Below are 23,461 nucleotides of genomic sequence, written 5' to 3'. Positions count from 1 at the left end.
ACCCAGCACGCACCCGAACGCACGAGCAGGAGCCACGATGCCCGACCGTCCCGATTCCGTCCCGTCCGCCAACGAGCGGGTCACCCACGACAACCACGGTCAGTCGATGGCGTCCTGGGCGGCCGTCGGGGTCCTCCTGCTCGGCGCCGTGATCCTCGCCGTCGCCGTGGTGCTGCTCAACTTCTGGATGATCGGCCTGGGCGTCGTGCTGCTGGCCCTGGGGCCGGTCGTGGGGATCGTGATGGCCAAGGCGGGCTACGGCGCCGGCGGTGCCAAGGACTCCTTCACCAACAGCCCGCACCACCGCTGACGCGGCGATCCGCGGTCGCATCGACCCAGGTCGTGGGCCGGTCCGTGGAACGATTGGATGCGTACCCGAGCGCATGGCTAGCCTGACCCCGTGGCCTCCGTACTCGATGACATCGTCGCCGGCGTCCGCGCCGACCTCGCCGAGCGGCGCGAACGGATCCCGCTCGACGCCCTCCAGGAGCGCGTGGCCGGGACGCCGGCGGCCCGGGACGCCCGGGCCGCGCTCGCGGTCGGCCGCACCGAGGGCGTGCGCGTCATCGCCGAGGTCAAGCGGTCCAGCCCGAGCAAGGGCGCGCTGGCGCTGATCGCCGACCCGGCCGGTCTCGCGGCGGACTACGAGGCCGGTGGCGCCACGGTGATCTCGGTGCTGACCGAGGAACGACGCTTCGGGGGCAGCCTGGCCGACCTGGACGCCGTCCGCGCCCGGGTCGACGTGCCGCTGCTGCGCAAGGACTTCATGGTCGACCCCTACCAGGTGTGGGAGGCGCGGGCCCACGGCGCCGACGTCGTCCTGCTCATCGTCGCCGCCCTGGAGCAGCAGGTGCTGATCTCGCTGCGCGAGCGCGCCGAGTCCCTCGGCATGACCGCGCTGGTCGAGGTGCACGACGAGGAGGAGGCCCGTCGCGCCCTCGACGCCGGGGCCTCGGTCATCGGGGTCAACAACCGCAACCTCAAGACCCTGCAGGTCGAGCGGACGACCTTCGGCCGGGTCGCGCACCTGCTGCCCGACACCGTCGTCCGGATCGCCGAGTCCGGCGTCCGCGGCCCCCACGACGTGATGGACTTCGCACGGGCGGGCGCCGACGCCGTCCTGGTCGGTGAGTCGCTCGTCACCGGCGGCCAGCCCCGCGAGGCCGTCGCCAACCTGCTGGCGGCCGGGGCCCATCCCGCGCTGCGTCACTGAGCCGGCGAGGAGGACCCCGTATGCCGCGCACCCACCGCTCCCCGAGCGACGCCGGCCCCGGCGAACCGATCGGCCGCTTCGACGAGTTCGGCGGGCGCTACGTCCCCGAGGCGTTGATCGCCGCCCTGGAGGAGCTCGACGAGGAGCGGCGCAAGGCCTGGGCCGACCCCGGGTTCGTCGCCGAGCTGCAGCAGCTGCAGCGCAGCTACACCGGCCGCCCCAGCATCATCACCGAGGTGCCGCGCTTCGCCGAGCACTGCGGGGGAGCGCGCGTCCTCCTCAAGCGCGAGGACCTCAACCACACCGGCTCCCACAAGATCAACAACGTCCTCGGGCAGGCCCTGCTCACCCGGCGGATGGGCAAGACCCGGGTCATCGCGGAGACGGGTGCCGGCCAGCACGGCGTCGCCACCGCCACGGCAGCCGCGCTCATGGGGCTGGAGTGCGTGGTCTACATGGGCGAGCGGGACACGGAGCGCCAGGCGCTCAACGTCGCTCGGATGAAGCTGCTCGGCGCGACCGTCATACCGGTCAGGCACGGCTCGCGCACCCTCAAGGATGCCGTCAACGAGGCCTTCCGCGACTGGGTGGCCAACGTCGACAGCACCCACTACGTCCTGGGCACCGTCACCGGGCCGCACCCCTTCCCCGAGATGGTGCGCGACTTCCACAAGGTCATCGGCGAGGAGGCCCGCGCCCAGGTGCTCGAGCTCACCGGCCGCCTGCCCGACGTGGTCTGCGCCTGCGTCGGCGGCGGGTCCAACGCCATGGGCATCTTCCACGCCTTCGTCCCCGACGAGGGGGTCCGGCTGGTCGGCCTGGAGGGTGGGGGAGAGGGTGTCGGGTCCGGCCGCCACTCCTCGCGGTTCGCGACCGGCACCCCGGGTGTCCTGCACGGCGCGTTCACCTACCTGCTGCAGGACGACGAGGGGCAGACGATCGAGTCGCACTCGGTGTCCGCGGGCCTGGACTACCCCAGCGTCGGCCCGGAGCACGCGGCGCTGCACGCCTCCGGCCGGGCGACCTACCTGCCCGTGACCGACGACGAGGCGATGGAGGCCTTCTCGCTGCTCGCGCGCACCGAGGGCATCCTGCCCGCCATCGAGTCCAGTCACGCCCTCGCCGGCGCGATGCGCCTCGGCCGGGAGGTCGGACCTGAGGGGATCGTCCTGGTCAGCCTGTCCGGTCGCGGCGACAAGGACGTGGACACCGCCGCGCGCTGGTTCGGGCTGATGGACGGCGACGACTTCGCCCGGGCCGAGGAGATCAAGGCCGCCGAGCCCGTCACCGAGAACGAAGGGGTGGGCCAGTGACCAGCCGCCTGGGCCAGGTCCTGCGGTCCTGCCGCGACGAGGGTCGCGCCGCGCTCGTGGGCTACCTGCCCGTGGGCTTCCCGGACGCGCCACGATCGATCGAGGCCATGGTGGCGCTCGTCGAGTCCGGCTGCGACGTGGTCGAGGTCGGCATCCCCTACAGCGACCCGGTCATGGACGGCCCGGTCATCCAGGACGCGGCCGTGACCGCGCTGGCGGGCGGCGTGCGGCTCGCCGACGCCTTCCGGGCCGTGCAGGCGGTGCACGACGCGGGGGCCGCGGCCGTCGCCATGACCTACTACAACCCCGTGCTGCGGTACGGCGTCGACCGCTTCGCGGCCGAGCTGGCCCGGGCGGGCGGCTCCGGCCTGATCACCCCCGACCTGATCCCCGACGAGGCCGGCGACTGGCTGCGCGCGGCCGACGCCCAAGGCCTGGACCCGATCTTCCTGGTCGCCCCCTCGTCCACGACCGAGCGGCTGACGAGCACCACGGCCGCCTGCCGCGGCTTCGTCTACGTCACCGCCGTCATGGGCGTCACCGGCGCCCGCGCCGCCGTCGGGCCCGAGGCCGCCGCCCTGATCGAGCGCACCCGCGCCGTGACCGACACGCCCCTGTGCGTCGGCCTCGGGGTGTCCACCCGCGAGCAGGCGGCCCAGGTCGCCGGCTACGCCGACGGCGTGATCGTCGGCTCGGCCCTGGTCCGGGCGCTCGGCGAGGGCCTGCCCCAGCTGCGCGAGCTCGTCGGCGAGCTCGCCCGAGGAGTACGAGAAGGACGGCGATGAGCACGATTACCACCACCACCGGCACGAGCCAGGACCCGGCGCCGCGCCGGTCCTGGCAGCCCTGGACGAGCCTCGTGGCCCGGCTGCTCCTCGGCGGCGTCCTGGTGTGGTCCGGCCTGAGCAAGATCACCGCGCTGGAGACCTCCGCCGAGGCCGTCCGGGCCTACCGGATCCTGCCGTACGACGTCGCCAACGTCGTCGGCTACGTGCTGCCCGTCCTGGAGCTCGCTCTCGGTCTGCTTCTGCTGCTCGGCCTGTTCACCCGCCTGTCGGGACTGGCCGGCGCGCTGCTCATGCTCGTCTTCGTCGGCGGCATCGCCAGCGTCTGGGCCCGCGGCATCTCCATCGACTGCGGCTGCTTCGGCGGCGGCGGCGCCATCGACCCGGACTCCGCCACGGCGAAGTACCCCTGGGAGATCGCCCGCGACCTGGCCCTCGCCGCCTGCGGCGCGTGGCTCGGCCTGCGTCCGGACAGCCCTGTCAGCATGGACCGCTGGCTGCACGGCGGCCCGCGCCGCTGACCCACCCGACTCGCTTCATCCCCCACACACCCCCCCACCGACGAGGAGCCCCAACGATGAGCACGAGCTACGAGGAGCGCAAGGCCCAGGCCCAGGCTGCCGCTCCCAAGGACGGCAAGGGCAAGGTCGTCCTCGCCGCCGCCCTGGTCGCCCTGCTGGTCCTGGCCGCGGTCGCCTGGGCGGTGCTGTCCCAGCGCTCGCACCAGAGCGACACCGAGGCCAAGATCGCCGGCGCGACCAGCCCGCCCAACGCCAACAAGGACGGCTCCGGGATCGTCGTCAACCCCGGCAAGGCCAAGCCGGGCGCCCCGACCCTGGTGGTCTACCAGGACTTCCAGTGCCCGATCTGCAAGCACGTCGAGGACGTGGTCGGCCCCACCATCAACGACATGGCGGACAAGGGCGAGATCACCCTGGAGTACCGCATCCGCAGCTTCCTGGACGGCAACCTGGAGCGGGGCGGCCAGGTCCCCCACCCGAAGTCCTCGTTGCGTGCCGCCGCGGCCGCGAGCTGCGCGGACGCCGCGGGCGTGTTCCGGGCCTACCATGACCAGGTCTTCAAGGCGCAGCCCACCAAGGAGGGCGACGGCTACACCGACCAGCAGCTCACCGAGACCTTCGCCAAGGGCGCCGGCCTGTCCGGGGACCAGCTCGCCGGCTTCCAGTCCTGCGTCAAGGACAAGAAGATGGAGGGCTTCGCGACCAAGATGGAGACCGAGGGCGGCAAGGCCGGCAACAGCGGCACCCCGCAGTTCCTCGTGAACGGCAAGGACCTCAAGGACACCTTGCTCATGCCGGCCATCCAGGCCGCCCAGGCCGCCCAGAAGATGGATCCCGCCGTGATCCGCAAGGCGATCCTCGGCAGGTGAGCCTCGTGACGATGCCCGCCAGGATGATCACCACCATCCCCAGTCCCGAGCAGGGGGTCTGGCACCTGGGCCCCTTCCCCCTGCGGGCCTACGCCTTGTGCATCCTGGCGGGCATCCTCACCGCGGTCTGGCTGACCCAGCGTCGGCTGGCCGCGCACGGCGGCGACCCGGACGCCGTCGTCGACGTCGCCATGTGGGCCGTCCCCCTCGGCATCGTCGGGGGCCGGCTCTACCACGTGGCCACCTCCTGGCAGCCCTACTTCGGGCCCGGCGGCCACCCCGCCGACGCGGTCAAGATCTGGGAGGGGGGCCTCGGCATCTGGGGGGCAGTGGCCCTCGGCGCCGTCGGGGTCTGGATCGGCTGCCGCCGCTGCGGCGTGAGCTTCCTGGACATGGGCGACGCGATCGCCCCCGGCCTGGCCCTGGCTCAGGCGATGGGCCGGTGGGGCAACTGGTTCAACAACGAGCTGTACGGCGGGCCGACCGACCTGCCGTGGGCCCTGGAGATCCACCGCTGGGACGCCGCCCAGGGCGCGGCGGTCCGGGACGCGGGCGGCCACGCCGTGGTGGCCGGGACCTATCACCCGACCTTCCTCTACGAGTCGCTGTGGTGCCTCGGCCTGGGGTTGCTGCTCCTGGCCGTCGACCGCCGGGTGGTGCTCCGCCGGGGCCAGCTGTTCGCGCTCTACGTCGTGGGCTACACCCTGGGTCGCCTCTGGATCGAGCTGCTGCGCATCGACGCCGCCAACACCGTCTTGGGGCTGCGCCTCAACGTGTGGACCTCGGTGATCGTGATGGCCTTCGGCGTCGCGTGGTTCCTCCTCGCCCGCCGCGAGCGCCCTCGCCCGCTGTCCCGCGGTCTGCAATCTCATTCTGCGGACTGAATAGGTAGTCAGTCCCGTCCGTCCCCCACGCTGGTCGCACGCACGCCGCGTGGCCACCGCCGTCCCCGCAGCGTGTGACCCGACCGGACGGCGACCGCCGTCCGGCCAGCGTGCGAAGGACGGTGCCAGATGACAGCGACGCCCGACCCTACGGCGGTGATCCCGCCCACCTTTGCCCGGTTCGGGGCCCAGCCCGCCGACCAGGGCCTGTATCGCGGGGACCAGCAGCACGACGCGTGCGGCGTGGCCATGGTGGCCACCCTGCGCGGCCATGCCGGTCACGACATCGTGGACCAGGCCCTGCTCGCCCTCACCAACCTCGAGCACCGAGGTGCCACGGGGGCCGATCCGCTCGTCGGGGACGGGGCGGGCATCCTCACCCAGGTCCCGGACGAGTTCTTGCGGGCCGTGGCCGGGTTCCAGCTCCCGCCGGCGGGGCGGTACGCCGTCGGCACGGCCTACCTACCGATGGACCAGGACCAGCGCGCCGAGGCCGTCGGCACCATCGAGCGGATCGCCGCCGAGGAGCACCTGCAGGTCCTGGGGTGGCGCGAGGTGCCCGTGGAGCCGGGCTGCGTCGGGCAGGTCGCCCGCGACTGCATGCCCTCCTTCGCGCAGCTCTTCGTCGCCGACGCGGCGGGGGAGCGGTCGGGGATCGAGCTGGACCGGGTGGCCTTCTGCCTGCGCAAGCGGGCCGAGCACGAGGCGCACGTCTACTTCCCGTCGCTGAGCGCGCGGACGCTGGTCTACAAGGGGATGCTGACGACCGCGCAGGTCGAGCAGTTCTACCCCGACCTGTCCGACGAGCGCTTCGCCACCGAGCTGGCCGTCGTGCACTCCCGCTTCTCCACCAACACCTTCCCCAGCTGGCCCAAGTCGCACCCCTACCGCTACATCGCGCACAACGGCGAGATCAACACCGTCAAGGGCAACCGCAACTGGATGCGCACCCGCGAGTCCATGCTGGCCAGCGACCTGATCCCGGGTGACCTCTCCCGGCTCTTCCCGATCTGCACCGAGGACGGCTCGGACTCGGCGTCCTTCGACGAGGTGCTGGAGCTGCTGCACCTGGCGGGGCGGTCGCTACCGCACGCGGTGCTGATGATGATCCCCGAGGCCTGGGAGAACCACGCCGAGATGGACCCCGCCCGCCGGGCGTTCTACGAGTTCCACTCGATGTTCATGGAGCCCTGGGACGGGCCGGCGTGCGTCACCTTCACCGACGGCACCGTCGTGGGCGCGGTGCTGGACCGCAACGGCCTGCGTCCCGGGCGCTACTGGGTGACCGACGAGGGTCTGGTCGTCCTGGCGTCGGAGTCGGGCGTGCTGCCGATCCCCGACGAGCGGGTGGTGCGCCGCGGGCGGCTGCAGCCGGGGCGGATGTTCCTGGTGGACACCGCGGCCGGCCGTCTCGTGGGGGACGAGGAGGTCAAGGGCGAGCTGGCGGCCGCGCAGCCTTACGCGCAGTGGCTGCAGGCCGGCGTGATCCGCCTGGCGGACCTGCCCGACCGCGAGCACATCGTGCACACCGCGGCGTCGGTGACCCGTCGCCAGCAGACCTTCGGCTACACCCTGGAGGAGCTGCGGGTCCTGCTGACCCCGATGGCGGTCGACGGCGCCGAGGCGCTCGGCTCGATGGGCACGGACACGCCGATCGCGGTGCTGAGCAGCCGGCCGCGGATGCTCTTCGACTACTTCACCCAGCTCTTCGCCCAGGTCACCAACCCGCCGCTGGACGCCATCCGCGAGGAGCTGGTCACCAGCCTCGGCACGGCCGTCGGCCCGGAGGGCAACGCCCTGGTGCCCGACCCGGCCCAGGCTCGTCAGGTCGAGCTGTCCTTCCCGGTCATCGACAACGACGAGCTCGCCAAGATCGTCCACATCAACGCCGACGGCGACCTGCCGGGCTACGCCACGCACGTGGTGAGTGGGCTCTACCCGGTCGACGCGGGCGCCGAGGGGCTGCGGGCGCGCCTGGCCGAGATCTGCGCCGAGGTCGCCCGGGCGATCCGCGGGGGAGCGCGGTTCGTCGTGCTGTCCGACCGGGACTCCGACCACGAGCTGGCCCCGATCCCCTCGCTGCTGCTCACCTCGGCCGTCCACCACCACCTGATCCGCGAGAAGCTGCGCACCGAGGTGGGTCTGGTCGTCGAGGCCGGCGACGTCCGCGAGGTGCACCACGTCGCCCTGCTCATCGGGTATGGCGCTGCGGCGATCAACCCCTACCTGGCGATGGAGTCCGTCGAGGTGCTGGTCCGGCAGGGGATCGTCACCGGTGTCACCCCCGAGCAGGCCGTCCGCAACCTGATCAAGGCCCTCGGCAAGGGCGTCCTGAAGGTCATGTCCAAGATGGGCATCTCCACCGTCGCGTCCTACCGCGGCGCGCAGGTCTTCGAGGCCATCGGGCTCGCCCAGGACCTGGTGGACGAGTACTTCGCCGGCACGGTCAGCCGGCTCGGCGGCGTCGGGCTGGACGTCGTGGCCCGCGAGGTCGCGGCGCGCCACGCCACGGCCTACCCCGTCACGGGGGTGCAGCCCGCCCACCGCACCCTTCCGGTCGGCGGGGAGTACCAGTGGCGTCGTGAGGGCGAGCCGCACCTGTTCGACCCGGAGACGGTCTTCCGGCTGCAGCACTCCACCCGGCAGCGGCGCTACGACATCTTCAAGCAGTACACCCGCCGCGTCGACGACCAGGCCGAGCGGCTGATGACGCTGCGCGGGCTCTTCGAGCTGACGCCCGACCGGCCCGCCGTCCCGCTGGACGAGGTCGAGCCGGTGAGCGAGATCGTCAGGCGCTTCTCCACCGGGGCGATGAGCTACGGCTCGATCTCCCAGGAGGCCCACGAGACGCTGGCGATCGCCATGAACCACCTGGGTGCCCGCTCCAACACCGGCGAGGGCGGCGAGGACGTCGACCGGCTCCTGGACCCGGCCCGCCGCAGCGCCATCAAGCAGGTGGCCTCCGGCCGGTTCGGGGTGACCAGCCTCTACCTCACCCAGGCCGACGACATCCAGATCAAGATGGCCCAGGGCGCCAAGCCGGGCGAGGGCGGCCAGCTGCCCGGCCACAAGGTCTACCCGTGGGTCGCCCGGACCCGACACTCCACCCCCGGCGTCGGGCTCATCTCGCCGCCGCCGCACCACGACATCTACTCCATCGAGGACCTCGCCCAGCTGATCCACGACCTGAAGAACGCCAACCCGCAGGCCCGGGTGCACGTCAAGCTGGTCTCCGAGATCGGCGTGGGCACGGTGGCGGCGGGCGTGGCCAAGGCGCACGCCGACGTGGTGCTCGTCTCCGGCCACGACGGTGGCACGGGAGCCTCGCCGCTGACGAGCCTCAAGCACGCCGGCGCGCCCTGGGAGCTGGGCCTGGCCGAGACCCAGCAGACCCTGGTGCTCAACGGACTGCGCGACCGGATCGTGGTGCAGACCGACGGCCAGCTCAAGACCGGCCGCGACGTCGTCATCGCCGCGCTGCTGGGGGCCGAGGAGTTCGGCTTCGCCACCGCCCCGCTGGTGGTCAGCGGCTGCATCATGATGCGCGTCTGCCACCTGGACACCTGCCCGGTGGGCATCGCCACCCAGAACCCCGAGCTGCGCGCGCGCTTCTCGGGCCGGCCCGAGTTCGTGGAGACCTTCTTCGAGTACATCGCCGAGGAGGTGCGCGAGCTGCTCGCCGAGCTGGGCTTCCGCACCCTCGACGAGGCGATCGGCCGGTCGTCGGTCGTCAACGCCCGCAAGGCGATCGACCACTGGAAGGCGTCCGGCCTGGACCTGTCGCCCGTCCTCGCCGAGGCCGTGCCCGAGGGCGGGGGCGCCCGCCGCTGCACCCGGGCCCAGGACCACGGCCTGGAGCACGCGCTCGACAACACCCTGGTCGAGCAGGCGGCCCCGGCCCTGGAGCGCGGGGAGCGGGTGACCCTCGAGGCCGGCATACGCAACGTCAACCGCACGGTCGGCACCATGCTGGGCCACGCGGTCACCAGGGCTCACCCGCACGGGCTGCCCGACGGCACGATCACGGTCCGGCTGCGCGGCTCGGCCGGTCAGTCGCTCGGCGCCTTCCTCCCGGCGGGGGTCACCCTGCAGCTCTTCGGCGACGCGAACGACTACGTCGCCAAGGGGCTGTCCGGCGGTCGGGTCGTCGTGCGTCCGGGCGAGGGGTCCAGGCCGACCGCGGCGGACGACGTCATCGCCGGCAACGTCGTCGGGTATGGCGCCACGACGGGCGAGGTCTTCCTGCGCGGCACCGCCGGGGAGCGCTTCTGCGTCCGCAACTCCGGCATCACCGCCGTGGTCGAGGGCGTGGGTGACCACGGGTGCGAGTACATGACCGGCGGCCTGGTGCTGGTCCTCGGCGAGGTGGGCCGCAACTTCGCGGCCGGCATGTCCGGTGGCGTGGCCTACCTGCTGGACGCCCGCGCCGACCGGGTCAACACCGAGCTCGTGGACGTCTCGCCGCTGCGCGACGTGGATCGCCCGGTGGTCGAGGGACTGCTGCGCGACCACCTGCGCTGGACCGGCTCCGACGCCGCCCGCGAGCTGCTCGCGGACCTCGACGCCGCCTACCCCCGCTTCACCCTGGTGCTGCCGCGGGACTACCAGCGCGTGCTGGACGTCCGGGCCCGGGCCGAGACCGACGGACTGGACCTCGACGGCACCGAGGTCTGGGAGCGCATCATGGAGGCTTCTCGTGGCTGACCCTCGTGGATTTCTCAGGCATCGTGAGCGGGAGCTGCCGCAGCGTCGGCCGGTCCCCGTCCGCATCCAGGACTGGCGCGAGGTCTACGAGGCCCAGCCCGTGGACCAGCTGCAGCGCCAGGCGAGCCGGTGCATGGACTGCGGCATCCCCTTCTGCCACTCCGGCTGTCCCCTCGGCAACCTCGTCCCCGAGTGGAACACGCTGGCCTGGCGGGGGGACTGGCGCGACGCCGTCGACCGGCTGCACGCGACCAACAACTTCCCGGAGTTCACGGGGCGGCTGTGCCCGGCGCCGTGCGAGACGGCGTGCGTGCTCGGGATCAACTCCGAGCCGGTGACCATCAAGCAGGTCGAGGTCACCGTCGTCGAGCGGGCCTTCGACGCCCAGCGGGTCGACCCGATGCCGCCGGAACGCCTCACCGGAAAGCGGGTCGCGGTCGTGGGCTCGGGGCCGGCCGGGCTGGCCGCCGCCCAGCAGCTGACGCGTGCGGGGCACACCGTCGCGGTCTACGAGCGGGCCGACAAGCCCGGCGGTCTGCTGCGGTACGGCATCCCGGAGTTCAAGATGGAGAAGTCCGTCGTCGACCGCCGGCTGAACCAGATGACCCAGGAGGGCACGATCTTCCGCACCGGCGTGGACGTCGGGCGGGACCTCACCGGCGGCCAGCTGCGCGAGCGCTTCGACGCGGTGGTGCTGGCGATCGGCGCGACCGTGCCGCGGGACCTGCAGGTGCCCGGCCGCGAGCTGGCCGGCATCCACCAGGCCATGGACTTCCTGCCGCCCGCCAACCGGGTGGCCGTGGGGGAGCAGGTGGCCGACCAGGTCACCGCCGCGGGCAAGGACGTCGTGGTCATCGGCGGCGGCGACACCGGCGCCGACTGCATCGGCACCTGCCTGCGCCAGGGGGCCCGCTCGGTCACCAGCCTGGAGATCATGCCCCAGCCCGGCGAGCACCGGCCCGCCCACCAGCCCTGGCCGACCTACCCCCTGCTCTTCCGCGTCGCCTCCGCGCACGAGGAGGGCGGCGACCGGGTGTATGCCGTGTCCACCAAGGAGTTCCTCGGCGACGCGGACGGGCAGGTCTCGGGGCTGCGGATCACCGAGGTGGCGCTGCGCGAGGGCCGCTTCCAGGAGGTGGCGGGCACCGAGCGCGTCATACCCGCCCAGCTGGTGCTCCTCGCCATGGGCTTCCTCGGTCCTCGCCGGGAGGGTCTGCTCGAGCAGCTCGGGGTGGAGCTGGACGAGCGGTCCACCGTGCGCCGCGACGGGAGCTTCATGTCCTCGGTGCCGGGCGTCTTCGTCGCCGGCGACGCCGGTCGGGGACAGTCGCTGATCGTGTGGGCCGTCGCGGAGGGGCGCAGCGCCGCCCACGGGGTGGACGCCTACCTGAGCCGGGCGGGCTCGCGGCTGCCGCGCCCGATCCGACCGACCGACCGCCCGCTCACGGTCTGACCCTCGCGGGGACCCCGGGGACGGACTCGGGGTCCCCGAGGTGTGCCTGTGGCGTGCGCCACTCCCGATAGGATGGGGGCCATGCGCCGAGCCAAGATCGTCTGCACCATCGGGCCGGCCACCTCCTCCATCGAGCAGATGCGCAAGCTGGTCTCCGCCGGCATGGACGTGGCACGCCTGAACTTCTCCCACGGTTATCACGCCGACAAGAAGGAGGTCTACGACAACGTCCGCACCGCCTCCGACGAGGTGGGTCGCGCCGTCGGTGTCCTCGTCGACCTCCAGGGCCCCAAGATCCGCACCGGCCGCTTCGCCAACGGCCCGATCCTGCTGACCAGGGGCGACCGCTTCACCATCACCACCGACGACGTCCAGGGCGACCAGGAGCGCGTCGGGACCACCTACAAGGGGCTGCCCGGCGACGTCATGCCCGGCGACAAGCTGCTGATCGACGACGGCAAGGTCACCCTGCGGGCGGTCGCGGTGACGGCCACCGACGTGATCACCGAGGTCGTCGAGGGCGGCTTCGTCTCCAACAACAAGGGCATCAACCTGCCCGGCGTGGCCGTGAGCGTCCCGGCCCTGTCCGCCAAGGACGAGGACGACCTGCGCTTCGCCCTGCGTCTGGGCTGCGACATGGTTGCCCTGTCCTTCGTGCGCTCGGCGGCCGACATCGACGACGTGCACAAGATCATGGACGAGGAGAACCGCCGCGTCCCGGTCATCGCCAAGATCGAGAAGCCCCAGGCGATCGAGAACCTCGAGGAGATCGTCCAGCGCTTCGACGCCATCATGGTCGCCCGCGGCGACCTCGGCGTGGAGCTGCCCTTCGAGGACGTGCCCATCGTGCAGAAGCAGGCCATCGAGCTGTGCCGCAAGTACGCCCGGCCGGTCATCGTCGCCACCCAGGTGCTCGAGTCGATGATCGAGAACTCCCGGCCCACCCGCGCCGAGGCCTCCGACTGCGCCAACGCCATCCTCGACGGCGCCGACGCGGTCATGCTGTCCGGCGAGACCTCGGTCGGAAAGTGGCCCATCGAGACCGTCCAGGCCATGGCCCGGATCATCGAGTCCACCGAGGAGCACGGCCTGTCGCGGGTGCTGCCGACCCCGGAGCCGCGCTGGCACATCGGTGACGCCGTCACCCAGGCCGCGGTGGACATCGCCCGCCACCTGGACGTGAAGTACCTCGTCACCTTCACCCAGTCGGGCAAGTCCGCCCGCCTGCTGTCGCGGCTGCGCTGCAACATCCCGGTGCTGGCCTTCAGCCCCGAGCAGGCCACCCGGTCGCGGCTGTCCCTGTCCTGGGGCGTGGAGACCTTCCTGGTCCCCGGCGCCACGCACACCGACGAGATGGTCAACCAGGTCGACCTGGCGCTGCTCGCCGCAGGCCGCGTCGAGGAGGGCGACTACGTCGTGATCGTCGCGGGCACCCCGCCGGGCGTGTCCGGGTCGACCAACTCCGTGCGGGTCCACCGCATGGGCGACATGGTGCACCACCGACTGGGACGGACCGCCGACCACACCTTCGGCTGAGCCGACGAGACCGCCCGTGCTCCCGCTAGCATGGGCGGGTCTCACCCCGCCGGGGTGGTGGAACGGCAGACACAGAGCACTCAAAATGCTCCGCCCGCAAGGGCGTGCGGGTTCGAGTCCCGCCCTCGGCACCGACGGCACGGGCCGCGATCCTCGGCGGATCGCGGCCCGTGCCGTGCCGTCTCGCGTCCGTTCGGCGTCGCGGTCTAAGGTAGGGCGGGTGACTGACCACTCTGCACCGACCGGCCGCCGCATCCTCGTCGCCGAGGACGAGGCACTCATCCGCCTGGACCTCGTGGAGATGCTCCGCGACGCGGGCCACGAGATCGTCGGTCAGGCCAGCAACGGCGAGCAGGCGGTGGACCTCGCCCAGGAGCACCGCCCCGATGTCGTCATCATGGACGTGAAGATGCCGGTGCTGGACGGCATCTCGGCGGCCGAGCAGATCGGCAACGCCAAGATCTGCCCGGTCGTCATGCTCACCGCGTTCAGCCAGACCGAGCTCGTGGAGCGGGCCCGGGACGCCGGGGTCATGGCCTACATCGTCAAGCCCTTCACCGCCGCGGACCTGGCGCCCGCCATCGACATCGCGGTGTCCCGCTGGGCGGAGTACCAGGCGCTCGAGGCCGAGATCGCGGACCTGTCCGACCGCCTCGAGACCCGCAAGGCCGTCGATCGGGCCAAGGGGGTCCTGATGGCCAAGCTCAAGCTCAGCGAGGCCGACGCCTTCCGCTGGATCCAGAAGACCGCGATGGACCGCCGGATGGGCATGCGCCAGGTGGCCGACGCCGTCATCACCGGCATGGGCGACGACAAGGCCAGGAAGTAGTCCTTCCCCGACATACCCCCGCCGTCGGCACGAGCCGACCTCAGCGCAGGACGACGACCAGCTGGGTCAGGAGGGGGGCGACCAGCAGCGCCGGCAGCAGGTCGCCCACCGGGATGTCCCGGACCCGCAGCAACCGCAGCGAGATGCCCACCAGGAGCAGCCCACCGGTGGCCGTGAGCGCGGCGATGTGAGCCTCGGGCAGCACCGATCCGAGCAGCACCCCGACCAGCGTCAGCAGGCCCTGCACGACGGCGATCGAGACGGCGGACGCCAGCACCCCCACACCGAAGGTCGAGGCGAAGGCGAGCGCCGCGAAGCCGTCCAGGGTGGACTTGAGCACCAGCTGGTCGATCCCGCGGCCCAGGCCGTCGTTGAGCGCGCCCAGGATCGTGAGCGGCCCGACGCAGAACAGCAGCGAGGCGGTCAGCCACCCCTCGATGAAGCGCTCCCGCTCGGCGCCCGCGTCCCCGTCGGCGGTCGTGCGCCGGGCCACGAGGCTCTGCACCGAGCCCGCCAGACCCCCCAGCCGCCGCTCGATCCCCAGGGCCGAGCCGATCAACGCTCCGCCGACGAGCGCGCCCAGCACCACCAGCATGGGGGCACCGGCGCCCACCGCGGACTGCAGCCGGGGGTCGGTCACCTCCCACGCTGACAGCAGCGCCATGATCACCGTCGTCAGGCCCAGGCAGTCGGTGACCAGCGAGCGGGTGCGCTCCGGCAGCCGGTGCCCCACGAGCATCCCGAGGCCTCCTCCGACCAGGACGGTGAGCACGTTGACGAGCGTCCCGAGTCCGGGGAAGGCAGCCTGCATAGGTGCAGCCTAGGGCGCGCCGTCGGGGTGCCGTGCCGGGGGCCGGGTCGGGCGACGACCCGCGGGGGGAGGGGCTACCCAACCGGGACGAGAAGTGCCATATTGGGGCGCGGAGAGCTTCGGGGGAGGCTTCGCCAACGGCCGACGACGTTCGCTGTGTGATCACCCTGGAGGTAGTGATGGCTCGGTCCTGGACCGGGGTTCGCCCCGTCGAGAGCTACGACGTCGACGAGCTCTACTCCCTGTGGAACGACGCCATCACCGAGGGCGGCCCCGGTTTCGAGCTCGGCACGCGCCCCGTGTCCCGCGAGCGCCTCGCCCAGGTGCTGGGTCGCTCCTGCGTCCATGCCTACGCCAGCCACCAGGACGGTCACCTCGTGGGTTTCCTGCTCGCGACGACCAACCCCCTCAGCCCGCTGACGGACTCCACCACGGTGACCGTGGAGGTGCTCTACGTGCACCCGGACTACCGCAACCGAGGCATGGCCCGGGCCCTGCTCGCCCGCGCCGCCACCCTGTCCGAGCAGACGGGCGCCACCCAGGTCGTCTCCAACGTCCCGAGCCAGGCCCGGGACCTCAACCGGTTCTTCGCCCGGCTGGGCTTCACGGCCACGGTGACCCGGCGGATCAGCACCCCCGCCTCGCTGCGGCGCCGGCTGGCGGGCGAGGACGTGCGTCCCTTCGACCGGGTGCTGGCCCGGCGCCGCACCCAGCGCGCCCGCACCGGCATGACGCAACCGCTGGAGGTGCTGCCTGCGCACACCAACGTCGGTTGACGGCCTGACCCGCGGGGCGGGCCCGCTCACGACGGCCCGGCGGGACAGGCCTCAGGCGGGCTCGGCGTCGCGCAGCGCACAGGTGAGGCGTGAGGTGCAGACCCGTCGGTCGCGCTCGTCGGTGATGACGATCTCGTAGCACGCCGTGGTCCGCCCGACGTGCACGGCGGTGGCCACGCCGGTGACGACCCCCTCGCGGGTGGCGCGGTGGTGCGTCGCGCTGACGTCCACGCCCACGGCATACCGCCCCGGCCCGGCCGCCAGCATCGCCGCCACGCTCCCCAGGGTCTCGGCGAGGACGACCGACGCCCCGCCGTGCAGCAGGCCGTAGGGCTGGGTGTTGCCCGCCACCGGCATCGACCCGACGCAGCGCTCGGGTGCGGCCTCGAGGAGCTCCAGGCCCATCCGCTCGATGAGGGTGCCGGCGGCCATGGCGCGCAGCTCCCGCGCGCCCAGGGACGGTCCGCTCCCGGGCTCCGGGCGGTCCTGCGCGGCGGTGGAGTCGTCGGCGGCGGGGCGCCGGGCGGGGGGTGTGTCAGACATACGGCCTAGGCTGCCATGCGTGACCCGACTTCTGCTCCTCGACGGACACTCCCTGGCCTACCGCGCGTTCTTCGCCCTGCCCGCCGAGAACTTCTCGACGAGCACCGGACAGACCACCAACGCGGTCTACGGCTTCACCTCCATGCTCATCAACCTCCTGCGCGACGAGCAGCCGACGCACGTGGCGGTGGCCTTCGACCTGTCGAGGCAGACCTTCCGCCTGGCGGAGTACGCCGAGTACAAGGCCGGGCGCTCCGCGACGCCGGACGAGTTCAAGGGTCAGGTCTCGCTGGTGCAGGAGGTCCTGGACGCCCTGCGGATCCGGCACCTGTCGGTCGAGGGCTTCGAGGCGGACGACGTCATCGCCACGCTCACGACCCGGGCGCGCGAGGCCGGCATCGACGAGGTGGTCATCTGCTCCGGCGACCGCGACGCCTTCCAGCTGGTGGACGAGCGGACGACCTTGCTCTACCCCGTCCGAGGGGTGTCGGAGGTCTGGCGGATGGACCCCGCCGCGGTGGAGACGAAGTACCTCGTGCCGCCGTCGCGCTACAGCGACCTGGCCGCCCTGGTGGGGGAGACCTCCGACAACCTGCCCGGCGTGCCCGGCGTCGGTCCCAAGACCGCCGCCAGGTGGCTCACCGCGTACGGCGACCTGGCGGGCATCGTCGAGCACGTGCACGAGATCAAGGGCAAGGCCGGCGAGTCGCTGCGCACCCACCTGGACCAGGTGCTGCGCAACCGTCGCCTCAACCAGCTGGTCCGTGACGTCGAGCTCCCGGTCACGGTCGACGACCTCGCCCGCGCCAACTGGGAGCGCGACGAGGTGCACCGGGTCTTCGACGGCCTGGAGTTCCGGGTGCTGCGGGACCGCCTGTTCGCGACGGTGGAGTCGGCCGCGCCGGAGGCCGAGAGCGGCTTCGCCATCGACGGGGCGACGCTCGCGCCCGGGGCCGTGGATGACTGGCTCGCCGAGCACGCTCCTGCCGGCCGCTGCGGCCTGGTCGTCGCGGGGCGCTGGGCGCAGGGGACCGGCGACGTGGACGGCCTGGCCCTCGCCGCTCCGGACGGCGCCGGGGCCTACGCCGCGGCCCAGGACCTCACGCCCGAGGACGAGACCGCCCTGGGGCGGTGGCTTGCCGACCCGGCAGCCACCCTCGTCCTGCACGAGGCCAAGGGCCAGCTGCAGGCCCTGTGGGCCAGAGGCTTCCACGAGGTGGCAGGGGTCGACGTGGACACCGCTCTGGCCGCCTACCTGGTGCGGCCCGACCAGCGTTCCTACGACCTGGCCGACCTGGCGCTGCGCCACCTGCACCGCGAGCTCACCGTGGACGACACCGGCACGGCGCAGGGCATGCTCGACTTCTCCGCCGACCAGGACGCCGAGGCACAGGCCGCCATGGTGCAGGCACGCGCCGTGGTCGACCTCGCCGAGGTCCTGGAGACCGAGCTGGAACGGACCGGCCAGCGGGAGCTGCTCGCCGACGTGGAGCTGCCGCTGCTGCAGATCCTCGCCGAGATGGAGCGCGACGGGATCGGCGTGGACGAGGAGGGGCTGGCGACGCTCGAGAACGACTTCGGTGACCAGGTGCGCGCCGCCCAGCAGGACGCCTACGACGCCATCGGGGACGACACCGTCAACCTCGGCTCGCCCAAGCAGCTGCAGACGGTGCTCTTCGAGACCCTGGGCATGCCGCGCACCAAGAGGACGAAGACCGGCTACACCACCGACGCCGAGGCCCTCAAGGACCTCTACGAGCGCGAGCCGCACCCCTTCCTCGAGGCGTTGCTGCGGCACCGGGACGCCGCCAAGCTGCGCTCCACCATCGAGGGGCTGCGCAAGTCGGTGGCCGAGGACGGCCGGATCCACACGACCTACCTGCAGACCGTCGCGGCGACCGGCCGTCTCAGCTCCACCGAGCCCAACCTGCAGAACGTCCCCGTCCGCACCGAGGAGGGCCGCCGGATCCGATCGGTCTTCGTGGTGGGCCGGGGCCGCGAGGGTGGGGAGCACGTCGAGTTCGAGTCCCTCATGTCGGCGGACTACAGCCAGATCGAGATGCGGATCATGGCGCACCTGTCCGGGGACATCGGGCTCATCGAGGCCTTCCGGTCCGGGGAGGACCTGCACCGCTTCGTGGGGTCGCGGGTCTTCCAGGTGGAGCCGGACGAGGTGACGCCGGCGATGCGCGCCAAGGTCAAGGCCATGAGCTACGGCCTGGCCTACGGGCTGTCCGCCTTCGGGCTGTCCAAGCAGCTGCGGATCAGCACCGGTGAGGCGCAGGGGCTCATGGACGGCTACTTCGAGCGCTTCGGCGGGGTCCGGGACTACCTGCGGGAGATCGTGGCGCAGGCGCGCGCCACGGGGTACACCGCCACCATCCTCGGGCGCCGGCGCTACCTGCCGGACCTCACCAGCGACAACCGCAACCGTCGCGAGATGGCCGAGCGGATGGCGCTGAACGCGCCGATCCAGGGCTCGGCGGCCGACATCGTCAAGCTCGCGATGCTCGGGGTCGACCGGGCGCTGCGTGGCGAGGGCCTGCGCTCGCGGATGCTGCTGCAGGTCCACGACGAGCTGCTGCTCGAGGTGGCACCCGGCGAGCGGGAGGCCCTGGAGACCCTGGTCCGTCGCGAGATGGGTGCGGCCGTCCAGATGGACGTCCCCCTCGACGTGCACGTCGGTGTCGGGCGGTCCTGGCAGGACGCGGAGCACTGAGCCGGTGAACCACCGCGCCGATGTCCCGACCTCGCGCCGCCCCGAGGCCATGCGCGGGGTGGAGGAGCCGCTCCTGCCCGGTCTGGCCGACCTGACCTGCTCCGAGCCGGAGCCCGTCGCCGAGGAGCCGCCCGGCCCCCGGCCGTTGCTCGAGCTGTCCCCGCCGTCGGCGCGCACCAACCGGGTGTGCGCCTGCGTGGTGCAGGACGGACGGCTGCTGGTCGTGGAGCGCCGCGGCGGGGGATGGACCCTGCCCGGCGGGGGCGTGCAGCGTGGGGAGAGCCGGATGCGCGCCGCCGCCCGGGAGACCTACGAGCAGGCGGGTGCCGTCGTCGAGGTGGGCTCCCGCGGGGTCACCGTCACCGGCACCACCGGCACCCGCTCGTCGTGCTTCCCGGCGATCATGACCCGGCAGCTCGACAGTCCCGAGGGCCGCGCCGTCCAGTGGGTCGACCCGGCCGCCGAGCCGTGGTGCGACGACCCGCAGGTGGTGCAGCTGCGCGAGCGAGGACTGCTGCCGACCCTGCTGTTCTGAGCACAGCTCCGGGGGCCACTCTCGGACCGAGCGAGCGGCGGGGATCAGGGGTTGGCGGCGAGGAAGACGTACGCCGCGAACAACGCCAGGTGCACCCCGCCCTGCAGCCGGGTGGCTCGCCCGGGCACCACGGTGAGGACGGCGACCACGGCCGTGACGGCGAGCAGCGCCAGGTGCAGCGGCCCGAGACCGAGGTGCAGCGGCCCGCCGGTCCAGATCGTCACCAGGGCGATGGCCGGGATCGTCAGCCCGATGCTCGCCACCGCCGACCCCAGGGCCAGGTTGAGGGCGATCTGGGTGCGTCCGCGGCGGGCGGCGTTCGCGGCCGCCAGGGTCTCCGGGGCAAGGACGAGCAGGGCGATCACCACGCCGGAGAACGACGTGGGGAGCCCCGCGGCGCGGATCCCCGCCTCGAGCGCGGGGGACTCGACCTTGGCCAGACCGACCACGGTGACCAGAGCGGCGAGCAGCAACCCCAGCGAGGTCCAGGCCGCTCGCGTCGACGGCGGCGCCGCGTGCTCCTCCTCCAGCGGCTCGCCGTCGTCGCCGACCGGCAGGAAGAAGTCGCGGTGCCCACGTGTCTGGGTGGCCACGAAGAGCAGGTAGAGCACCAGCGAGGTGATGGCGGCGAAGGCCAGCTGGGGTCCGGTGAACTCCGGGCCGGGGGTGCTCGTGAAGGTCGGCACCACCAGCGAGAGCACGGCCAGGGTGAGGACCGTGCCCAGGGCCGCCCCGGTGCCCTCGGGGTGGAAGGTCGCCATCTTGTGCCGCACCGAGGCGATGAGCAAGGACAGCCCCAGGATGCCGTTCGTGCAGATCATCACGGCCGCGAACACGGTGTCCCGGGCGAGCGTGCTGGTGCCCTTGCCCCCGGAGGCCATCAGGGTGACGATCAGAGCCACCTCGATCACGGTCACCGCGACGGCGAGGACGAGCGAGCCGAAGGGCTCCCCGACCCGGTGGGCCACCACCTCGGCGTGGTGAACCGCCGCCAGCACGGCGGCGCCCAGCAGAAGCCCCACGACCGCCACCAGGGACGGGGTCAGCTCCCGGCCCCACACGGCGGCCAACGTCAGCAGGCCCAGGGGAGGCGCGACCGTGGTCCAGGAGAGCCGGCGGGAGCGGGGGGCAGCCATGGTCCCAGGCTCGCACACCCGGGCGGGCGCCGCGGGTTGCGGGCGGGCGCGGGCGCGGCGAGGGACACCCGGGGACGACCGCGCCCGCCCGCGGAGAGCCGCGGACGGGCACGCCGTCATACCTGTCGGGTCCAGGCCCGGCGACCGGTCAGAACAGGCCGACCGTGTTGCCGTCCTCGTCGATGTCGATCCGCATGGCCGCGGGCGACTTGGACAGACCGGGCATCGTCATCATCGACCCGCAGATCGCGTAGACGTAGCCGGCACCGGCCGCGAGGCGGACCTCGCGCACCGGAAGGGTCCAGCCGGTCGGCGCACCCTTGAGGGCGGCGTCGTGCGACAGCGACATCTGCGTCTTGGCGATGAGCACCGGCAGGTGGCCGTAACCCTGGTCGGTGTACATCGCCAGCGCCTTGGCGGCGGCGGGCTCGAGCTTGATGTCGTCGGCGCCGTAGACCTTGGTGGCGATCTTGCGGATCTTGTCCTGCAGGGAGTCCTCGAAGTCGTAGGTCGGGGTGAAGTTCACCTCGTCCTCGCAGGCCTCCATCAGGGTCCTGGCGAGCTCGACGGCACCCTCGCCGCCGTCCTTGACGTGGGTGGAGACGGCGCAGCGGGCGCCCATCTCCTCGGCGACCTCGCGGATGACGTCGTGCTCGCAGGCATGGTCGGTCGGGAACGCGTTGATCGCCACGACCGGCTGCACGCCGAAGTCCCGGATGATCGAGATGTGCTTGCGCAGGTTGTCGCACCCGGCGCGCACGTCGTCGGGGGACTCCATGAGCATGCCCTCGGGCAGCGGCTTGCCGGCCTTGACCTCGTAGCGACCCGAGTGGGACTTCAGGGCCCGGACGGTGACGACCAGGACGGCCGCCTGCGGGGTCAGGCCCGCCGCGCGGCACTTGACGTTGAAGAACCGCTCGGCGCCCATGTCCGCGGCGAAGCCTGCCTCGGTCAGCAGGACGTCGCCCGCCTTGATGCCCACGCGGTCGGCGATGATCGAGGAGTTTCCGGTGGCGATGTTGCCGAAGGGGCCGGTGTGGATGAACGCCGGCGTGTGCTCCAGCGTCTGCATCAGGTTGGGCTTCAGGGCGTCCTTGAGGAGGACGCACATCGCGCCCGCGGCACCGATCTGCTCGGCGGTGACGGGCTGCTTGTCCTTGGTGAAGCCCACCACGATGCGACCGAGCCGCTCGCGCAGGTCCTTGAGCGAGGTCGCGAGGGCCAGGATGACCATGACCTCGGACGCCGCGGTGATGTCGAAGCCGGTCTGCCGGGTCACGCCGTCGGTCTTGGCCCCGCAACCCTCGATGACGTTGCGCAGCGAGCGGTCGTTCATGTCCATCACGCGGCGCCACTGGATGTCGTCCAGGCCCAGCTCGTTGCCGAAGTGCAGGTGGTTGGCCACCATGGCGGCGAGCAGGTTGTGAGCGGCGGTGACCGCGTGGAAGTCACCGGTGAGGTGCAGGTTGAGCATCTCCATCGGGACGATCTGGCTGTAGCCGCCGCCCGCGGCGCCACCCTTGACGCCGAAGACGGGGCCGAGGGAGGGCTGACGCAGCGCGAGCACGGGCTTGCGGCCGATCTTGGCCAGGCCCTGGGCCAGACCGACGGCGGTCGTGGTCTTGCCCTCGCCGAGCGGGGTCGGGGTGATGGCGGTGACCACGACGTACTTGGCGTCGGGGCGGTCCTTCATCTCCTCGATGACGTCCAGCTCGACCTTGGCCACGTGCGGGCCGTAAGGGATCAGGTGCTTGGCGTCGATGCCGACCATCGCGGCGACGTCGGGGATGGGGGCGAGATCGGCGTCGCGCGCGATCTCGATGTCAGAGGGGAACGGCTTGGTGTCCACGCGGCGAGTATGCCGGACCGCGGCCCTCGGGCCGATTCCGGGGGGCCAGGTGAGCGGGTCGGACCGGGGTGCGTCCGCCGATCCTCAGCGGTCCGGGCGCGCGCAGACGAAGATCGCCGTGCCCGGCAGCAGACGGCCACGCAGCGGGCTCCAACCACCCCAGGTCCGGTCGTTCGCCGCGGGCCACTCCGGCTCGACGAGGTCCACCAGGGCCAGGCCTGCGGCGACGATCTCGCGGACCCGGTCACCGAGGGTGCGGTGGTGCTCGACGTACAGCGCCCGCCCGGCCTCGTCCTCCTCCACGTACGGGGAGCGGTCGAAGTATGAGCTGGTGGCGGTGAGCCCGGCCTCGCCCGGCACGTCCGGGAAGGCCCACCGGATCGGGTGGGTGGAGGAGAAGACGAACCGTCCGCCCGGTCGCAGCACCCGGGCCGCCTCGCGCACCACTGCGGCGGAGTCCGCGACGAAGGGCAGCGCGCCGTACGCCGTCACGACCAGGTCGAAGCAGCCGTCCGCGAAGGGCAGCAGCGCCGCGTCGCACGCGGCGAGGGGGAGGCCTGGCGCCGACCCCCGGCGGACGTCGATCCGGCGGGCCTGCCCCAGCATCCCGGTGGACAGGTCGGTGGAGACGACGACGGCGCCCTGGTCCTGCAGCCAGCGGGCCCCCTGGCCGGCACCACCCCCGATCTCGAGCACCCGCAGCCCGGGAAGCGACCCGGCCGGCCCGAGCAGGCGGGCGTCGGCCTCGCGCAGACCCTCGGGCCCCCAGACCAGGTCGGCGTCGCCGAGGAAGTCGCCGTGCTCGGCGTAGTAGTCGCTCGCCTCGGCGTCCCACCACCCCCGGTTGGCCCGCGCCGACTCGTCCTGGTCGCTGCCGCGCCGGGACACCCCCGCGAAGCTGCCGCGCTCCGGCGCTGTCATACCGTCTCCTGACACTGGCCTGCTTTGACCGGCCCGTGACCGGACCGTTAGGGTGGACAGGCTT

Annotated in this window: 19 protein-coding genes and 1 tRNA gene; 15 read left to right on the top strand and 5 right to left on the bottom strand. The window is 72.5% G+C overall.

What is annotated here, in order from left to right; translation table 11 throughout:
* Positions 1 to 37 precede the first annotated feature (37 nt).
* The 12 genes from ACK2IS_RS09770 to ACK2IS_RS09715 all read left to right on the top strand — a co-directional run bounded on the left by ACK2IS_RS09770 (position 38) and on the right by ACK2IS_RS09715 (position 14,107).
* The gene (locus ACK2IS_RS09770) at positions 38 to 310 is read left to right on the top strand and encodes an HGxxPAAW family protein (protein ID WP_409483142.1); all 273 of its coding nucleotides are present in this window, start codon (positions 38 to 40) and stop codon (positions 308 to 310) included.
* A gap of 90 nt (positions 311 to 400) precedes the next feature.
* Entirely contained in the window at positions 401 to 1,213 is an 813-nt protein-coding gene (gene trpC, locus ACK2IS_RS09765; RefSeq protein WP_409483141.1) for an indole-3-glycerol phosphate synthase TrpC, read from the top strand.
* Between the two features lie 20 nt (positions 1,214 to 1,233).
* Positions 1,234 to 2,526 (top strand): tryptophan synthase subunit beta, encoded by a 1,293-nt coding sequence (gene trpB / locus ACK2IS_RS09760; protein ID WP_409483140.1) that lies wholly within the window; start codon positions 1,234 to 1,236, stop codon positions 2,524 to 2,526.
* Positions 2,523 to 3,311 (top strand): tryptophan synthase subunit alpha, encoded by a 789-nt coding sequence (gene trpA, locus ACK2IS_RS09755; RefSeq protein ID WP_409483139.1) that lies wholly within the window; start codon positions 2,523 to 2,525, stop codon positions 3,309 to 3,311. The genes trpB and trpA overlap by 4 nt, the downstream gene beginning before the upstream one ends.
* Positions 3,308 to 3,832 carry a MauE/DoxX family redox-associated membrane protein gene (locus tag ACK2IS_RS09750; protein WP_409483138.1) on the top strand — a complete coding sequence of 175 codons (525 nt, stop codon included), beginning with the start codon at positions 3,308 to 3,310 and terminating at the stop codon, positions 3,830 to 3,832. Before trpA ends, ACK2IS_RS09750 begins: the two co-directional genes overlap by 4 nt.
* Positions 3,833 to 3,888: 56 nt before the next feature.
* On the top strand, positions 3,889 to 4,701 hold the full coding sequence (locus ACK2IS_RS09745; protein WP_409483137.1) for a DsbA family protein: 813 nt from the start codon (positions 3,889 to 3,891) through the stop codon (positions 4,699 to 4,701).
* Positions 4,698 to 5,585, top strand: coding sequence for a prolipoprotein diacylglyceryl transferase (gene lgt / locus ACK2IS_RS09740; protein ID WP_409483136.1), 888 nt, complete (start codon positions 4,698 to 4,700; stop codon positions 5,583 to 5,585). The genes ACK2IS_RS09745 and lgt overlap by 4 nt, the downstream gene beginning before the upstream one ends.
* 159 nt (positions 5,586 to 5,744) lie before the next feature.
* On the top strand, positions 5,745 to 10,289 hold the full coding sequence (gene gltB, locus ACK2IS_RS09735; protein WP_409485660.1) for a glutamate synthase large subunit: 4,545 nt from the start codon (positions 5,745 to 5,747) through the stop codon (positions 10,287 to 10,289).
* Entirely contained in the window at positions 10,282 to 11,742 is a 1,461-nt protein-coding gene (locus ACK2IS_RS09730; RefSeq protein ID WP_409483135.1) for a glutamate synthase subunit beta, read from the top strand. The genes gltB and ACK2IS_RS09730 overlap by 8 nt, the downstream gene beginning before the upstream one ends.
* Before the next feature lie 81 nt (positions 11,743 to 11,823).
* Positions 11,824 to 13,278, top strand: coding sequence for a pyruvate kinase (gene pyk, locus ACK2IS_RS09725; RefSeq protein WP_409483134.1), 1,455 nt, complete (start codon positions 11,824 to 11,826; stop codon positions 13,276 to 13,278).
* Positions 13,279 to 13,326: 48 nt separating this feature from the next.
* Positions 13,327 to 13,409, top strand: a tRNA-Leu gene (locus tag ACK2IS_RS09720).
* 89 nt (positions 13,410 to 13,498) lie between these two features.
* Positions 13,499 to 14,107 (top strand): ANTAR domain-containing response regulator, encoded by a 609-nt coding sequence (locus tag ACK2IS_RS09715; RefSeq protein ID WP_409483133.1) that lies wholly within the window; start codon positions 13,499 to 13,501, stop codon positions 14,105 to 14,107.
* 40 nt (positions 14,108 to 14,147) lie between these two features.
* Here the strand turns inward: ACK2IS_RS09715 and ACK2IS_RS09710 are convergent, their stop codons facing one another.
* The gene (locus ACK2IS_RS09710) at positions 14,148 to 14,918 is read right to left on the bottom strand and encodes a DUF554 domain-containing protein (RefSeq protein ID WP_409483132.1); all 771 of its coding nucleotides are present in this window, start codon (positions 14,916 to 14,918) and stop codon (positions 14,148 to 14,150) included.
* A 179-nt stretch (positions 14,919 to 15,097) separates the two neighbouring features.
* On the opposite strand from ACK2IS_RS09710, the gene ACK2IS_RS09705 reads away from it, so the two are divergent.
* Positions 15,098 to 15,694, top strand: coding sequence for an N-acetyltransferase family protein (locus ACK2IS_RS09705; RefSeq protein WP_409483131.1), 597 nt, complete (start codon positions 15,098 to 15,100; stop codon positions 15,692 to 15,694).
* Between the two features lie 51 nt (positions 15,695 to 15,745).
* Here the strand turns inward: ACK2IS_RS09705 and ACK2IS_RS09700 are convergent, their stop codons facing one another.
* Complete coding sequence (locus tag ACK2IS_RS09700; RefSeq protein WP_409485659.1) at positions 15,746 to 16,126, bottom strand: hotdog fold thioesterase; 381 nt, start codon at positions 16,124 to 16,126, stop codon at positions 15,746 to 15,748.
* 130 nt (positions 16,127 to 16,256) lie between these two features.
* On the opposite strand from ACK2IS_RS09700, the gene polA reads away from it, so the two are divergent.
* Positions 16,257 to 18,956 (top strand): DNA polymerase I, encoded by a 2,700-nt coding sequence (gene polA, locus ACK2IS_RS09695; protein WP_409483130.1) that lies wholly within the window; start codon positions 16,257 to 16,259, stop codon positions 18,954 to 18,956.
* Between the two features lie 4 nt (positions 18,957 to 18,960).
* A complete protein-coding gene (locus tag ACK2IS_RS09690; RefSeq protein WP_409483129.1) occupies positions 18,961 to 19,491 on the top strand; it encodes an NUDIX domain-containing protein in 531 nt (176 codons plus the stop codon).
* A 44-nt stretch (positions 19,492 to 19,535) separates the two neighbouring features.
* Here the strand turns inward: ACK2IS_RS09690 and ACK2IS_RS09685 are convergent, their stop codons facing one another.
* The 3 genes from ACK2IS_RS09685 to ACK2IS_RS09675 form a co-directional block, all read right to left on the bottom strand.
* Positions 19,536 to 20,627, bottom strand: a complete 1,092-nt coding sequence (locus ACK2IS_RS09685) for a calcium:proton antiporter (protein ID WP_409483128.1) — start codon at positions 20,625 to 20,627, stop codon at positions 19,536 to 19,538.
* A 148-nt stretch (positions 20,628 to 20,775) separates the two neighbouring features.
* Positions 20,776 to 22,476 (bottom strand): formate--tetrahydrofolate ligase, encoded by a 1,701-nt coding sequence (locus tag ACK2IS_RS09680; RefSeq protein WP_409483127.1) that lies wholly within the window; start codon positions 22,474 to 22,476, stop codon positions 20,776 to 20,778.
* A gap of 84 nt (positions 22,477 to 22,560) precedes the next feature.
* Positions 22,561 to 23,397 (bottom strand): class I SAM-dependent methyltransferase, encoded by an 837-nt coding sequence (locus ACK2IS_RS09675; protein ID WP_409483126.1) that lies wholly within the window; start codon positions 23,395 to 23,397, stop codon positions 22,561 to 22,563.
* Positions 23,398 to 23,461: the final 64 nt, after the last annotated feature.

This window comes from Arsenicicoccus dermatophilus, from assembly GCF_046267915.1.
Taxonomy (GTDB): domain Bacteria; phylum Actinomycetota; class Actinomycetes; order Actinomycetales; family Dermatophilaceae; genus Arsenicicoccus; species Arsenicicoccus dermatophilus_A.
The sequence above is the reverse complement of the archived record's forward strand: the minus strand, read 5'-3'. Positions and strand labels throughout refer to the sequence as shown.

Excerpts from the sequence above, each read along its gene's own strand:
- ACK2IS_RS09750 (WP_409483138.1), top strand. The coding sequence starts at position 3,308 with ATGAGCACGATTACCACCACCACCGGCACGAGCCAGGACCCGGCGCCG.
- ACK2IS_RS09675 (WP_409483126.1), bottom strand. The coding sequence starts at position 23,397 with ATGACAGCGCCGGAGCGCGGCAGCTTCGCGGGGGTGTCCCGGCGCGGC.
- ACK2IS_RS09710 (WP_409483132.1), bottom strand. The coding sequence starts at position 14,918 with ATGCAGGCTGCCTTCCCCGGACTCGGGACGCTCGTCAACGTGCTCACC.
- ACK2IS_RS09745 (WP_409483137.1), top strand. The coding sequence starts at position 3,889 with ATGAGCACGAGCTACGAGGAGCGCAAGGCCCAGGCCCAGGCTGCCGCT.
- ACK2IS_RS09685 (WP_409483128.1), bottom strand. The coding sequence starts at position 20,627 with ATGGCTGCCCCCCGCTCCCGCCGGCTCTCCTGGACCACGGTCGCGCCT.
- ACK2IS_RS09700 (WP_409485659.1), bottom strand. The coding sequence starts at position 16,126 with ATGGCCGCCGGCACCCTCATCGAGCGGATGGGCCTGGAGCTCCTCGAG.
- ACK2IS_RS09705 (WP_409483131.1), top strand. The coding sequence starts at position 15,098 with ATGGCTCGGTCCTGGACCGGGGTTCGCCCCGTCGAGAGCTACGACGTC.
- trpB (WP_409483140.1), top strand. The coding sequence starts at position 1,234 with ATGCCGCGCACCCACCGCTCCCCGAGCGACGCCGGCCCCGGCGAACCG.
- ACK2IS_RS09770 (WP_409483142.1), top strand. The coding sequence starts at position 38 with ATGCCCGACCGTCCCGATTCCGTCCCGTCCGCCAACGAGCGGGTCACC.
- pyk (WP_409483134.1), top strand. The coding sequence starts at position 11,824 with ATGCGCCGAGCCAAGATCGTCTGCACCATCGGGCCGGCCACCTCCTCC.